The organism is Paenarthrobacter sp. NPDC057981, from assembly GCF_042886835.1.
Classification (GTDB): Bacteria; Actinomycetota; Actinomycetes; order Actinomycetales; family Micrococcaceae; genus Arthrobacter.
Genome location: NZ_JBHVQI010000001.1, coordinates 376571 through 390067 on the forward strand (window position 1 = coordinate 376571; position 13497 = coordinate 390067).

Annotated in this window: 18 protein-coding genes and 1 pseudogene; 11 read left to right on the forward strand and 8 right to left on the reverse strand. The window is 62.1% G+C overall.

The genetic code is table 11. The annotated features are described in order from the left end of the window. Positions 1–25 precede the first annotated feature (25 nt). The 9 genes from ACFVSI_RS01720 to ACFVSI_RS01760 all read left to right on the forward strand — a co-directional run bounded on the left by ACFVSI_RS01720 (position 26) and on the right by ACFVSI_RS01760 (position 9146). A complete protein-coding gene (locus ACFVSI_RS01720) occupies positions 26–781 on the forward strand; it encodes an SDR family NAD(P)-dependent oxidoreductase (RefSeq protein ID WP_387819268.1) in 756 nt (251 codons plus the stop codon). 7 nt (positions 782–788) lie between these two features. Beyond that, positions 789–1211: a Dabb family protein gene (locus tag ACFVSI_RS01725; RefSeq protein WP_387819270.1), complete on the forward strand. Its 423-nt coding sequence runs from the start codon at positions 789–791 to the stop codon at positions 1209–1211. 108 nt (positions 1212–1319) lie between these two features. Continuing rightward, positions 1320–2096 (forward strand): FadR/GntR family transcriptional regulator, encoded by a 777-nt coding sequence (locus ACFVSI_RS01730; protein WP_387819272.1) that lies wholly within the window; start codon positions 1320–1322, stop codon positions 2094–2096. Beyond that, on the forward strand, positions 2089–2820 hold the full coding sequence (locus ACFVSI_RS01735; protein WP_387819274.1) for a cache domain-containing protein: 732 nt from the start codon (positions 2089–2091) through the stop codon (positions 2818–2820). Before ACFVSI_RS01730 ends, ACFVSI_RS01735 begins: the two co-directional genes overlap by 8 nt. 228 nt (positions 2821–3048) lie before the next feature. Further along, positions 3049–4434: a protoporphyrinogen/coproporphyrinogen oxidase gene (locus ACFVSI_RS01740; protein ID WP_387819276.1), complete on the forward strand. Its 1386-nt coding sequence runs from the start codon at positions 3049–3051 to the stop codon at positions 4432–4434. Between the two features lie 43 nt (positions 4435–4477). Further along, positions 4478–5380, forward strand: a complete 903-nt coding sequence (gene dapA / locus ACFVSI_RS01745) for a 4-hydroxy-tetrahydrodipicolinate synthase (RefSeq protein WP_387819277.1) — start codon at positions 4478–4480, stop codon at positions 5378–5380. 3 nt (positions 5381–5383) lie between these two features. Next, positions 5384–6895, forward strand: coding sequence for an alanine/glycine:cation symporter family protein (locus tag ACFVSI_RS01750; protein WP_387819279.1), 1512 nt, complete (start codon positions 5384–5386; stop codon positions 6893–6895). A gap of 7 nt (positions 6896–6902) precedes the next feature. Continuing rightward, positions 6903–8390 (forward strand): aldehyde dehydrogenase family protein, encoded by a 1488-nt coding sequence (locus tag ACFVSI_RS01755; RefSeq protein WP_387819281.1) that lies wholly within the window; start codon positions 6903–6905, stop codon positions 8388–8390. A 123-nt stretch (positions 8391–8513) separates the two neighbouring features. After that, complete coding sequence (locus ACFVSI_RS01760) at positions 8514–9146, forward strand: LysE family translocator (protein WP_387819283.1); 633 nt, start codon at positions 8514–8516, stop codon at positions 9144–9146. Between the two features lie 91 nt (positions 9147–9237). Here ACFVSI_RS01760 and ACFVSI_RS01765 read toward each other — a convergent pair whose 3' ends face one another. After that, entirely contained in the window at positions 9238–9360 is a 123-nt protein-coding gene (locus tag ACFVSI_RS01765) for a hypothetical protein (protein ID WP_387819285.1), read from the reverse strand. 13 nt (positions 9361–9373) lie between these two features. Between ACFVSI_RS01765 and ACFVSI_RS01770 the strand changes: the two genes are divergently transcribed. Continuing rightward, positions 9374–9697: an FCD domain-containing protein gene (locus ACFVSI_RS01770; RefSeq protein WP_387819287.1), complete on the forward strand. Its 324-nt coding sequence runs from the start codon at positions 9374–9376 to the stop codon at positions 9695–9697. A gap of 36 nt (positions 9698–9733) precedes the next feature. On the opposite strand, the gene ACFVSI_RS01775 is transcribed toward ACFVSI_RS01770, so the two are convergent. The 6 genes and pseudogenes from ACFVSI_RS01775 to ACFVSI_RS01800 all read right to left on the reverse strand — a co-directional run bounded on the left by ACFVSI_RS01775 (position 9734) and on the right by ACFVSI_RS01800 (position 12062). Beyond that, positions 9734–10057 carry a multidrug efflux SMR transporter gene (locus tag ACFVSI_RS01775; protein WP_144658607.1) on the reverse strand — a complete coding sequence of 108 codons (324 nt, stop codon included), beginning with the start codon at positions 10055–10057 and terminating at the stop codon, positions 9734–9736. Position 10058: 1 nt separating this feature from the next. Beyond that, positions 10059–10409 (reverse strand): DMT family transporter, encoded by a 351-nt coding sequence (locus ACFVSI_RS01780; RefSeq protein WP_387819290.1) that lies wholly within the window; start codon positions 10407–10409, stop codon positions 10059–10061. Next, complete coding sequence (locus ACFVSI_RS01785) at positions 10406–10801, reverse strand: hypothetical protein (RefSeq protein ID WP_387819711.1); 396 nt, start codon at positions 10799–10801, stop codon at positions 10406–10408. The genes ACFVSI_RS01780 and ACFVSI_RS01785 overlap by 4 nt, the downstream gene beginning before the upstream one ends. A 9-nt stretch (positions 10802–10810) precedes the next feature. Next, a pseudogene (locus ACFVSI_RS01790) lies at positions 10811–10954 on the reverse strand (TetR/AcrR family transcriptional regulator); the annotation flags it as partial. A gap of 89 nt (positions 10955–11043) precedes the next feature. Further along, positions 11044–11685 carry a PAS and ANTAR domain-containing protein gene (locus ACFVSI_RS01795; protein ID WP_387819291.1) on the reverse strand — a complete coding sequence of 214 codons (642 nt, stop codon included), beginning with the start codon at positions 11683–11685 and terminating at the stop codon, positions 11044–11046. A gap of 26 nt (positions 11686–11711) precedes the next feature. Then, positions 11712–12062 carry a helix-turn-helix domain-containing protein gene (locus ACFVSI_RS01800; RefSeq protein ID WP_387819293.1) on the reverse strand — a complete coding sequence of 117 codons (351 nt, stop codon included), beginning with the start codon at positions 12060–12062 and terminating at the stop codon, positions 11712–11714. 274 nt (positions 12063–12336) lie between these two features. On the opposite strand from ACFVSI_RS01800, the gene ACFVSI_RS01805 reads away from it, so the two are divergent. Next, a complete protein-coding gene (locus ACFVSI_RS01805; protein ID WP_387819295.1) occupies positions 12337–12648 on the forward strand; it encodes a putative quinol monooxygenase in 312 nt (103 codons plus the stop codon). Between the two features lie 275 nt (positions 12649–12923). Here ACFVSI_RS01805 and ACFVSI_RS01810 read toward each other — a convergent pair whose 3' ends face one another. Further along, positions 12924–13496, reverse strand: coding sequence for a flavin reductase family protein (locus ACFVSI_RS01810; protein ID WP_387819297.1), 573 nt, complete (start codon positions 13494–13496; stop codon positions 12924–12926). Position 13497: the final 1 nt, after the last annotated feature.

Genomic DNA, 13497 nt, shown 5'->3' on the forward strand with positions numbered 1-13497 from the left:
TCTTCCCAAAACCGAAAGGAACACCATGTCCCAGAGACTTGAAGGCAAGACCGCACTCGTCACCGGAGCCGCGTCCGGTATCGGTCGCGCCGTCGCCTCCCGCTTCGTCGCTGAAGGCGCCACCGTCTACTTCGCCGACCTTAACTACGAGGCCGCCGTCACAGCGGCCAAAGAAACCGGATCATCAGCAGCCAGGGCCCTCCTCATGGATGTCTCCGACGAGACCAGCGTCGAAGCGGCCTACGCCACCGCCCTCGAAGACGGTCCCGTCAACATCGTCGTGGCCAACGCCGGAGTCCAGCTGTTCGGCCAGGACGCCCGCGTCGGCGATCTGGATCTGGACGTCTGGGAAAAGACCGTCCGTATCAACCAGCGCGGGGCGTTCCTGACCCTCAAACACGCAGTCCGCGCCCTCGCCGGTAGAGGAGGTTCCATTATCTGCACCGGTAGCCCTACCGCCGTCGTCGCCTGCGGTGGAACCTTCACCGCCTATACCAGCTCCAAAGCGGGCGTCCACGGCCTCGCCCGCGTCGTGGCGGCCGATTACGCCTCCGAAGGCATCAGGGTCAACACGGTTGTGCCCGGCTACACCGAAACCCCCCTCGTTCAAACCATCGCCGATGACCCCGAACAGCGCGCAGGCCTCGTAGACTCCACCATGCTCGGGCGGGCTGGCACCGCCGCGGACGTCGAAGGCATTATGGTCTACCTGGCCAGCGACGATTCCGCTTACGCTACCGGTGGCATCTTTACAATCGACGGCGGACTGACAGCAAAGTAGGAATGCATTGACAGAAGCATCAACCCCGGAAGCCCCACGTGACGCCGTCATCACTGCGCCCCATTATCGGCCAGGCGTGATCAAGCACATTGTCCTGTTCCAGTTCCGTGAGACAACATCCCAGGCCCAGCGTCAGGAGATCGAAGACCGGTTTCATGCCCTGCGGACATCCACCAGGGGCGGACAGACGTACATCCTCAGTATCGAGTCCGGCCCCCAGAACAGCCCAGAAGGCCTTCACCGCGGGCTCGAGCAGGGTTTCATCGTCACGTTCGGCTCAGAAGGAGATAGAAACTATTATCTTGGCGAGCCACTGATCACCGATCCTGATTGCTATGACCGAGCGCACCACGAGTTCAAGCAGTTCGTTGGTCCGCATCTGCAGCCAAACGGCGTTCTCGTCTTTGACTTTCCCGTAAAGCACGGGTGACCCGTGGTGAGGGGACTTACCAACACTGAACAAATATGAAAAGATTTAACGAAATAGCTAATGGGTCTTCTCAGTGGGACACATTCAACCACAGGAGGGGTCCGACTTATGGAGAGTACGGCGCTCTCAACCCGGGCCCTGGACCTGCTCCTTTTGCTCCGTGGAAGTGAACCTGAGGGGCTTGGGCGCGCTGACCAGGTTTCCTACCAGATCGAGACCGCCATCCTCATGGGCATCCTCACAGAAGGGGACAGGCTCCCGACCGAGTCGGTTCTCGCCGCGGAACTCGGAATTTCTCCCATCACCTTGCGGCAATCCCTGGCCGCTTTGCGCACTAAAGGCCTGATCGAGACCAGCCGAGGTCGGAGTGGGGGGAGTGTAATCCGTGGTCAGATCGATCCCACCGATGGCCAGCTGCAGCGAAAGCTCAGGGACGCCAGCACCGAATCCCTCCGTGACCTGGGTGATCTTGGGGCGGCCATATCTTCCATGTCCGCCCGTCTTGCTGCCAGTCGAGCGGATGCCCAGAATGTTGCGCATCTTGAGGAACTTGTACAGCGGCATCGGGATACGCGGGATGTGCGCGCCAAACGCCGCGTGGACGGCCGCTTCCATGTGGCGATCAGTGTGGCGGCCCAATCAAGCAGGCTGACTTCGGCCTCTTTGCAGTTGGAAGCCGAATTGATGACGCTCTGGTGGAGCCATGAAGACTTGCCCGCAAACGCGGACGCGTTAGTGGAGCAGCATGAAGCCATCGTCGATGCCATCCGCAACCGGGATGCCGATAAGGCCGCCACCCTGGCCGAAGCGCACAGTCGTGCCGGCACGGAGTATCTGATAGCACAGCACCTCAAATTGACGATGGAGTCCGGCGACAGTGCATAAGGCAAGCGAAACGGAGACTACCCTCGCCCGCACCGCAGAAGCGATCGCTTCGCAGATCGGCGATGTCTTCCAGGATCTCGAAAAGATAGCCGACAGGGTTTCGGCCGTGGCGCGTGCGGGTCAGGAGCCACCTCGTCGGAGCGTGTTCATGTTCCTCAAGAAGGAACTGGCTGAATTTATTGCGCGGCATCAGGCGCTTATCGTCGGTGCGGGGATTGCCTATGCCCCAGGTAGCCTGGCTGAGGCGCCCTTGTGGCTTGAATGGTGGAGGGCCCCGCAGGGTTTGGGGGAGCCGCGGTTTGTCACCCACGACCTCAATCAGGAGTCGCTGAATTATTACGACTACACCAGGCGGGAGTGGTTTACGGCGCCGTCGGAGAGCGGCAGCCCTGTAGCCGTGGGACCGTACGTTGATATCGGTGGGATCAACGTCAATATCATCACTCTGTGCGTTCCGGCGCTTACGCCGCAGGGCACGCATGTGCTTGGCTGCGATCTGACACTGGCCAAGCTGGAGGGCGTGTTCCTGCGGGCACTGCAACTTCAAGAGCCGTCCGTAATCCTTTTGGGGCCGAACAACCGCGTCATCGCCTCCAATGATGCCCGCATCGCGTCAGGGACCTTGCTTCAGGACGAGGATCTCGAGCGCGTGGACACCTCCGTGGAGATTCCTGCGGGGAGTCCGTCCAAGCTGCCATGGAGACTCATCAGCCTGAAGAACTAGCCAAGAACGCGTAGCCCGCCAGCAGATTTCTGCTGGCGGGTATTTTTTTACCCGAAAGACCTATTGCATTAATCATACAATGATGTATCTTTTATATGTGACCGGGCGCACAGCGCCCTGGGATACACCTCATACCAAGCTTTTCGAGCAGGCGTCACCCCCTTCAGCTGCCGAGGACGGCAGCAGCGGGTCCGCTCATCGTGATCCCCGATTAAGGAAGTTCAACCCATGAAAGACGTAGTAATCGTTGGCGGCGGCCTCGCAGGACTCTCGGCGGCATGGCGGCTGCGGCACTGGGACACCTTGGTTCTGGAATCCGAACACCGGGTAGGCGGTCGCATCCGTTCCGAACGACGCGGGAACTATTGGCTGAACTGGGGCGGCCACGTCTTCGCCGGTGCCGGCTCTTCCACGGACTCGCTGCTCAACGAAGTTGGCGTCACCGCGGTGCAGATTCCGGGATCGCTCCAGGCGCTGTCCATGAACGGCAAGTTCATCAAGAAGGGGCACATCGCCACCTACCCGTTCCGCATCCCGATGTCGCTGTCCTCCCGCGTCGACACTCTCAAGGCGGGCCTCAAGGTGGTCAGCGGAGTGGCGAAGTACACCGGCGTGGTGCGCAAGCGTGCGGGCGAATCCGGTGCCATGCGCCAGCAGCGTATCTACGACTTTGAGAACAACACCTCCTTCCAGGACTTCATCGGCGACCTGTCAGAGGACGCCGCAGCCCTCTTCAAGACCACCGTGACCCGTTCGGCAGGGGACATGGACCAGATCTCGGCGGGTGCAGGCATCGGATACTTCAGCCTGGTCCTTGGAATCGGGCAAGGCCTGAGCCAGGGAATCGTCGGTGGCCCGTCCACGCTTACGGAATCGATCGCCGCAGCACTGGGCGAGCGCGTCCAACTCGGCGCCACCGTCAACGAGGTAGTCCACAAGCAGGATTCCGTGCTGGTCCGTTACACCCAGGGCGGAGTGGACCGTGAAGTGGAAGCCCGCACGGTGGTGCTCGCCACCACGGCCGACGTATCCAACAAAATCGGCGTGGACCTTCCCGAAGAACTCCGCGGTGCGCTGAGCCAGATCAAGTACGGTCCGCACGTCAGCACTGCGTTCTTGACCAACGAGACGTCTGCACGCCCCTGGGATGACATCTACGCCATCGCGGCCCCCAAGCGTTCCTTCGCCATCGCTCTGAACCAGGCCAGCATCGTCCGCGGAACGGAAACCGTTCGCAAGCCCGGCGGCAGCTTCATGACATTCTCACCGGCCAGCCTCGGCAAGGCGCTGCTGGACAAGAGCGACGACGAGGTCATCAAGACCCATCTCGCCGACCTGGACCAGGTGCTTGGCGGAGGCTTCGCGGACAGCGTGGTTGAAGCCCAGACCGACCGTTGGCGGGTCGCTTCCCCCTACTGCTTCCCGGGCCGGGCGAAGCTGCAGTCCACCCTGATGCGCGGCACCAACCGCGTGTTCCTGGCCGGTGACTACCTGGGAACCCTTTACACCGAAAGCTCCATCACGACCGGCTTCTCCGCGGCGCAGGAAGCCGCAAGCGTCCTCGCCACCCACCGCCAGGCACCCCCGGCCACGGGCCTTTCGGTTGTCGCCTGAGCCCCCGAATCCCTAAAACACACGTACTGAAACGAGGAAATTCATGTCCAAGGAACTTCGCGGCGTCCTGACCGCACTCTCCACGCCCTTCAACCAGGACGAGACGATCGACGTCGAAACCCTGCGCAAGATCGTCGACCGCTCCATCGATGCAGGCGTCGACGGTGTTGTTGCTGCCGGCTCCACCGGAGAAGTCGGCGCGCTCTCATCGGAGGAACGCCTGCTCCTGATCAAGACTGTGATCGACCAGGCCAACGGCCGCGTTCCGGTCATCGCCAACACCGGCGCCACCTCCACCGCCGAGGCCATCCGCCTCTCCAAGGCCGCGGAGCAGTTGGGCGCCGACGTGCTCATGCTCATCACTCCTTACTACGAGCCGCTGACCTTGGAAGAAACCGTCACCTACATCAAGGACGTGGCCCGCTCGGTCACCATCCCGGTGATGCTTTACAACATCCCGCCGGTCACCGGCGTCAACCTGGACCCGGAAACTGTCCGTTCCTTGGCCGAGGAAGTGGAGAACATCCGCTACATCAAGGACTCCAGCGCCAACTGGGAGCAGGCCTTGCAGCTCATCCACCACCACAGCGATGTCATTGGCACGTTCATCGGTTGGGACGCCTACCTGTACAGCGCCCTCGTGGAAGGCGCGGCCGGAGTCATGGCGGGCACGGCGAACGTGGTTCCGGACGAGATCGTGGCGGTCACCCGCCGGATCAACGACGGCGACCTCGCCGGTGCGCTCGAGCTGTGGAAGGCCGTTTACCCGGTTATCGACACCTTGCTCACCGTCCCGTTCATCCCCGCGGTCAAGGCGGGCCTCACCCTCCAGGGCCTCCCGGCGGGGTCGCCGCGCCGACCCACCGCAGACCTCGACGGCGACAGCCTCGCCAAGGTGGAGCAGGCGCTGGCGAAGCTGTCCTCGATCAAGCAGAACATCGGATAACCCATGGCCGACTTCGACTTCGCGGAGTTCCTGTCCAGTGTTTCCGACGCTATCTGGGCGCCCATGGCCTACGTGGTCCTGGGCCTCGGTATCGCCTACTCAGTGGCAACCAAGGGCATCCAGTTTCGGCGGATCCCGGACATGCTGCGCCAACTGAAAGAGACTGAACACGGCGATGGAGGGCTTTCATCCTTCCAGGCCCTGGTCCTGGCGCTGGCAAGCCGGGTGGGCGTGGGCAGCATCGCCGGCGTGGCGACCGCGGTGAGCGCCGGCGGCCCCGGCGCACTGGTGTGGATGGCCATCACGGGCCTCGTTGGCTGCACCGTCGGCTACGCCGAGGCGGCCTTGTCCCAGGCCTTCAAGCGGCAGGTCCTCGATGAGGACCGCCGTAAGGCCAACGAGGACATTGGCGGCATGCCCTACTACATCAAGTACGGACTGAAGCTGCCGAAGGTCGGCGCGATCGTGGCCGTCCTCGGCGTCATCGGCTACGGCTTCGTTTTCCCCGGACTTCAGGTCAACACCATCGCAGCCAGTGCCGAGAAGGCCTTCAGCCTCCCCACGTGGGCTCCGGCCATCCTGGTCACCGTCCTGATCGGCTTGGTAATCATCGGCGGCACCACCCGCGTGGTGAAGGTGACCCAAGGCCTCGTCCCTGTCCTGGCCATCGGCTACCTCCTCCTGGCACTGGCAGTCATTGCCATCAACGTGGACAAGGTACCCGAAGCGGTCGTCCTCATCTTCCAGTCCGCTGTCGGCATCCACCCCGTCCTTGGTGGCATCGCTGGCGCAGCTGTTGCTTGGGGCGTACGCCGGGCCGTGTTCGCCTCCTCCAATGGCTTGGGCGAAGCGACCTTTGCGGCAGCCGCAGCCCGGACGTCCCACCCCGGGAAGCAGGGCTTGGTCCAGACGTTCAGCATCTACATCGACGTTCTGCTGATCTGCATGGCCACGGGCCTGATGATGGTGGTATCGGGGAAGTACAACGTCAGCGACGGCGCCGGCGGATTCCTCGTGAACAACATCCCGGGCGTCCCTGTCGGCGCCAACTGGGTCCAGGAAGCCATCGACACCATGATCCCAGGCTGGGGAGCCGGCTTCGTCGCCGTCGCTGTGTTGCTCTTTGGGTTCACGTGCCTCCTGGCCTACTTCTACGTAGCGAACTCCAACCTTCTCTACTTGCTGGACGGCCGGACCGGAACCGGGTGGAAGAACGTCCTGAAGATCGGAACCATGGCCATCGTGTTCATCGGATCCATCGTCAACGCCAAACTCATGTGGGCCGCAGGCGACATCGGCTTGGGCCTCATCGCCTGGGTCAACCTCATCTGCCTGGTCTTCCTGTTCCCGCTGGTCCGCAAGATCTACCGGGACTACGAGCGCCAACGGAAGCTCGGCCTCGACCCCGTCTTCGACCCGAAGGCGCTGGGCATCGAAGGCGCCGACTTCTGGGAGAACCAGACCGAAAAGTCCACCGCCGCCGTCGTCAAACAGACCCAATCGCAAAGGAACTGAGCACACCATGACAACCACAGAAACGTCCCCGTTCTCTGTCCGCCGCGACGGATCCCTTCCAGCGCCGCAACTGCCGCCTTTTGGGCAGTTCATTGGCGGCAGCTTCGTGCCTTCCACCTCGGACGAGACGGTCGACGTCGTCAATCCGGCTACCGAGGAAACCATCACCAAGGTGCCGGCCGGCTCCCTGGAGGACGTCGACGCCGCCGTGGCGGCTGCCGTCGCGGCGAAGGCGGAGTGGGCGGCCAAGACCCCGAAGGAACGCTCCGCGGTGCTGCTTCGGATTGCGGACATCGTTGAGGAGAACGGGGAAATCCTGGAGAACCTCGAGGCTGCCAACACGGGTAAGACTGCCGCCGTCGCCGAAGATGACATCTCCAGCGCCATCGACACCTTCCGGTTCTCGGCCGGTGCCGCGCGTGCCTTCACAGCGCTGGGTGCCGACGACTACGCCGAAAACCACACCTCCGTGGTGTTCCGTGAACCGGTTGGCGTCGTGGGTGTAATCACCCCGTGGAACTATCCGCTGTTGATGGCGGTTTGGAAGATCGCGCCGATCCTGGCCGCCGGCAACACGTTGGTGCTCAAGCCGTCCGAGCAGACTCCGCTGACCACGCTGAAGCTTGCCGAGCTGATCGCAGGCGAGGTTCCTGCCGGCGTCGTCAATATTGTCACCGGTCCCGGCCGGGTGGTGGGCAACCGCCTGTCCGAGCATCCCGACGTCGACCTCGTGGCCATCACGGGAAGCGTCGGGAGCGGACAGAAGGTGGCCGCGAACGCCGCTTCGACGGTCAAGCGCGTCCACCTCGAGTTGGGCGGTAAGGCACCCGTGGTGGTATTCGACGACGCCGACCTGCAGGCAGCTGCCGAAGGCGTCCGCTCGGGTGGGTTCTGGAACGCCGGCCAGGAGTGTGGCGCCGCTTGCCGCGTCCTGGTGCACGAATCCGTTGCAGAAAAGTTCACCGAGCTCCTCGTCAACGAAATCAAAGCCATTAGTGTTGGTGCGCCGGGTTCGGACGCCGAAATCGGGTCCATGATCTCCAAGTCCCACTACGAGCGCGTCCTCGCTGCCCTGGAGGACATCCGCAAGGACGGCCACACGATCGCCGTCGGCGGCAACGCCTTGGAGGGACCGGGCTACTTCATCGAACCAACCGTGGTGACCGACGTTCCGGCCGGCGCTCCGATTACCTACACGGAGATTTTCGGACCGGTGGTGTCCGTGGAGACCTTCAGCACGGACGAGGAAGCCATCGCGCGCGCCAACGAGACTGTGTACGGGCTCGCCGCGTCGGTATGGACCACGGACGCCTCGCGGTCTCTTTCCGTTCCGCGTCGCCTCGACTTTGGCACGGTCTGGGTTAACTCGCACCTGGTGATTGCCAGCGAGGTTCCCTGGGGCGGATTCAAAGGATCCGGCTACGGCCGCGACCTCTCCATCTACGCCCTGGAGGACTTCTCCCGCACCAAGCACGTGATGTACAACCGCGGCTGATTTCTTCGCTGACTCAAGAGGGCGCGCACTCCGGAACTGTCCGGGGTGCGCGCTTTTTTCGGTTCGGTGGGCTTTTTGGGCGAACAGCTGGAACAGCGCGACGTTTCGGAGTACTGTCCCGTCATGGTTCCGATCGATAATCTCCTGGCGTTTGCCGTGGCATCCGTGCTCATCATCGTGGTTCCGGGTCCGAGCGTCCTCTTCGTCATCGGTCGGTCGATTGCCCTCGGACGCCGCGCGGGGCTGCTAAGCGTTCTCGGAAACGCCCTCGGGACAGTGCCAGCCGTCGTCGCCGTGGCATTCGGGGTGGGCGCGATCGTCGCGTCATCGGTTGTCGCGTTCACTGTCATCAGGATCGCGGGTGCCATCTACCTTGCCTACTTGGGGGTCCAAGCCATACGTCACCGGCATACCCACGCGCACGGCGCTTCGCGCGCACCGGCATCCTCGTGGAAACTCCTTCGACAGGGTTTCATCGTCGGAGTCTCCAACCCAAAAACCATCGCGTTCTTCGTGGCTGTCCTTCCGCAATTCGTCGATCCCGGCGCTGGTGCGGTCTACGCCCAGCTGCTGCTCCTCGGACTCATCTTCCAGGCTCTGGCCCTTGCCTGCGACAGTGTGTGGGCCCTCGCCGCCGGAACAGCGCGTGATTGGTTTGCCAAGTCACCGCGCCGGATCTCTACGCTCTCCGGAGCCGGCGGCGTTATGATGATCGGGCTCGGCGGAACGCTTGTGCTGGCCGGCTCGAAGAGCTGACGCCCTGGGTCCGCGACCGACGCTGAACAAAAGGAACGACGCCGGGTGGTGGCCCGGCGTCGTTCCTTTTGTCTTGTTTGGGGTGCTGCTGTCAGAGCAGGCTGGGTTCTCCCGGCTCGCCGACGGAGGGGTCGATCCCGTACTTCTCGAGGATCTTCTTGATGGTGCCGTTTTCGCGGAGCTTCTTGATGTCCTCGTCCAGGTCCCGGGTCAAGAAACACCTCGAAGTGCTGGAAGACAGTGTTCGCCGAAACGACGTCGCGAGGGCCCACCACCTGGATATGGACTTCCAGACTGCATTGTTCGAGTCCTCCGGCCTGAGCAGGATACCGGCGATCATGGAGACCCTCACCAAGCAGGCGTTCATGCACTTCGCTGTCCTCGGCGCGAGGTATACCTTTTCACCGAACAAGATCCTGGAACAGAACACCGCCATCTTCGAAGCCATCGATGCCGCTGACCTCCGGGCAGCGACCCTGAGCTGGCAGTCAAAAATGGAAGACGGATTGAGCTACCTCGCCCAGCACATCCATGCCATGAATAGACACTAAACCGACCCGGCAGGATCATCACGGAAACTGAGTGGCTCAGTGATGTGAGCCGAGTTCCACGAGAAGTACTCCGATTCCTATGGACACCATGCCCGCGGCCATCAGGGGAGTAAGCGGCTCCTTGAAAAGGATCCGGGCCGAAACAGCAGTGAGTGCAACCCCGCAAGCTACCCAGATGCCGTAGGCCACGCCAAGGGGAAAACCTTCGGCCAAAGTCAGGCTAAGAAAGGCAAAGGCACTGGTGTAGCCTGCCACCACGGGGATGGCCCACAGCTTCTTCTTGAGCCCTTCAGAGGCACGTAAAGACATCGTCGCAGCAACTTCGGTGAAGATGGCCAAGAAGAGATAAAGCCACGCCATTTTATTGTTCCTCCGGAGCGGCGATGCGTTCGGGCTGATGGGAACCAATTTCAACGGCGAAAACACCAGCGAGAATCAGCGCCATGCCCAGGCCCATGAGCCAAGTGAGGTCCTCGCCGAAGAGTAAAGCGGATGCCAGGGCTGTCATGGTGACCCCGCCGGCGCCCCAAACGCCATAGGCCACGCTGATCGACATGCCGAGGCGCAGGCAAACCGTGAGAAGGGCAAATGCTCCCGCGTAGCCACAAACAACCACGGCATACCAAGCGGGTGCTTCAAGAGCTGCCTTTAGGGCCAGCGATGCGCTGACCTCACTGAAGATTGCAATCACCAAAAACAGCCACTTGTTCATGTCAATCCACTTCCCTGTGTCAAGGCGAGCAAGTGCGCAACAACAGCCTTTCTGTCCTCTTCGTTGGGGGCAAGAACGCCACTGGCCTGTGCCGCCCAGAGCCCTTCGGCTGCCAACCTGGCTGTATTCAGTCTTATGCGCTGCTCATGTGGTGTCTCGGGGGGAAGGTCGAGCATTGGGCCCAAGTGGCGTTTCCATGCTTCTTGCAATTGCGGAATGTAAGCCGAGTGCGACCATAAAGCCCATTCGGCCCGGGCGTTCTGCCCTTCGGCGGCGGTCTTGATATAGGCGGCGTAGCGTTCGGTCAAGGAAGCCTTATGAGGCTCAATGGCAAGGAACTTTGACATCCGTTGGATAACTTGAAGGGCTGCGTGTTCAACCAAGCCGCTCATGAGGGCCTCCCGGGTTGGGAAGTGATACATGAGCCCAGGCTTGCTGACGCCCGCCTCCCTGGCCACTTTGTCCAGCGTTATAGCGGCACCCTCGAGGGTGCCGGCCACTCTTAGTCCGGCCTCCAGTATTCGTGGCCGTTGGTTCTCGCGCACGCTCGTTACTGTACCATCCGGACGGTAAAGTTTGGGCCGGGGCGGACGGGCGGCCTATAGAGAGAAGGTCCCGTCAGACGAGGGGAGCTCTAGGTGGCCCACCCGCGTAGAACCTCCTGGATGCGTCCTTGTTCAGCAGCGGCAACGAGTCCGGCGGCGAGTACAGCGAGTTTCGTGTTGGTGTTCTGGCTGTATCGAGAGAGGAGGTCAAATGCCGCTGACGGGCCGACGTTGAAGCTGGCCATGAGGATGCCCTTGGCTTGCTCGATGACTCCCCGGCTGGCGTAGGCGTTGACCAGGGCGGCCGCGGCAGCATGACCACTTTCAATCGCCAGCGCCCGCGTCAGGTCAATCATGAGCCCGTGGATGGACGCGACCTGCCCGTCCTTGTTCCGGTCGGCCTCGGCAACGGTCAGGACCCGGTGTTCCTTACCTTTGCTGTCGATGATGCGGTGGAAGTTCGATCCCTGCCCGCCGTCCCGGGCCAGTGTCGCGATAAACTGCCTGGACGCATCCCGGTCTTCCGGGTGCTTGTGCGCCAGGATCAGGTCCTTCGTGGGGACCACTTCACCCCGGGAGTAGGCGTGGATCCGGAACAATCCATCGGACCACTTGCACTTGCCCGTCTGCACCGAGAGCCGAAACGAGCCTGTGGGGCACACCTCGCCGTCGGGCAGCGGAAATCCGTACGAGACGCGTCCCTCTGACACCCGGATATCCCTTTCAGCCATGACCGCCACCGACACATCCTTCCCGTCTAAAGATCGCTTTCGAGAACAGCACGGGCGGCTGCGGAGTCTGTAGGATCGGGCGCACACTTCTCCTGCTCTTCCGTTTTTCGGCGGTAGAAGTCATAGGCCGCTTGTCTGGTGACCCCGAGCGCCTGACCGATCTGGGACCACGTCGCGCCGGCCTCCCGGGCTGCTTTCATGACGTACCAGCGCCTGGCGGTAAGCCGTTCAACAGCTCGTGCATTCACCCGCAAGGCCTCCAGGGCGGATACTTCGCGTGTGGCTTCGTCTGCGGTGAAGTCTTCCCAGAGCTTGAGTGGGTCGTGGATGTCGGGCTTGTCGAGATCCCGCTGGATTGCCTCCGGCCCGTCAGTCATGGTGTCAAGCTATCTTGACGCCCGCTCCGGGTCAATAGTCCCGACATGCCCCTCAGTTCCAGTTTGCGATGATGCCGTCCATCCGCATTGACTCGTTCACCCAGTGTGTCTTGTAGTGACCAGCGATCACTGGGACACTGGGCAGATCGTCTTGCCGCTCCCTCGATAAGTTGGGAGGCCATGCACCACCTTCGCAGCAATACCGTTCCACGATGACTCGTCATGAGAATCGTCGTGCAGTAGGAAATCGTCCAGATTCGGAAGGTGCAGGAAAATGATTGAAGTTGCATTGTTGGTGACCCTGAAAGCCAGGGCCGGCAAGGAAAAGGAAGTCGCGGAATTTCTTCGCAGCGCGCGCTCCATTGTTGAACAAGAGGAAGGCACGCGCGCATGGTTTGCACTTCAGTTCGACGAGTCGACTTTCGGAGTCTTCGACGTCTTCCCTGATGACGAAGCCCGCCAGACCCACCTGTCGGGGGGTGTCGGGCAAGCTCTTGCCGCTCAGGGGGCAGAGCTGTTCAGCGTCGAACCCAACATTCAGAACCTCGACGTGCTCGCCTTCAAGCTGCCCGGTGAAAGCGTATAAAGCTTCGGCTGACCCGCTGACACAGCACCACAAGGCTGCTTTCCGCATTAATTTGGCTGGAGCCCGCGGCGAGGACACGGCTTCCGTTTGCCTCGACGCCGTTCGTCAGTGGAGGCGCAGGAAGCCGTGGATCGGGGATCCGCGGCGAAGGCGGCCTTATCATGCGTGCTCCTGCTACATGAGTTCGATGACAGCTTCTTTGCCCCCCGACGGCGGGAGTCATCCTCCCGCCGTCGGGAGCCGTTAGGCTTTCGGTCCCGGACTTCGCGCGCCGCTCAGCCTTCGAGCCTGGAGTGCTCGCCCAGACGATGCCATGAACGGTTGTGGTAGACCAGAGCGTCGCCGGGTTCGCCCGCTTGGACGTCACGCATGACGCGGGACTCCAGGGCGTGAACGGCAATGATTGTGGAGGTCCCCACCTCCATGCGATTGATGACGGCGCAGCGCACCCAGGCGCGGACATCGTCATATACCGCCTCACCGGTTGCAAGGGCCGACCACCGGTGCGTCTGGTCAAAGCGGTCGACGCCGGGGGTCGCTCCAAACTTGGCCAGATCGACGTCGTGCGCGTCCAGCAGGTGCACGACGACGGTCTCGGCGCGCGAAAGCACTTTCGACGCAGAGGACAGCGCCGAGACCGAGAAAATCAGCAACGGAGGATCCGCGCTCACCGAGACGACCGACGATACCGTCAGTGCCACCGGACCTTCGCCGGCATCCGCCGTGACGACGGCGACACCTCCCGGGTGGCCACGGAACAGTGCCTTGAATTCGTCGGCCGTGAGGGAAGACGGGAAGCCTTGCTGCGGAGCCTCAAGCCACGTGTCTGTGGGGTAGGCATGAAACATC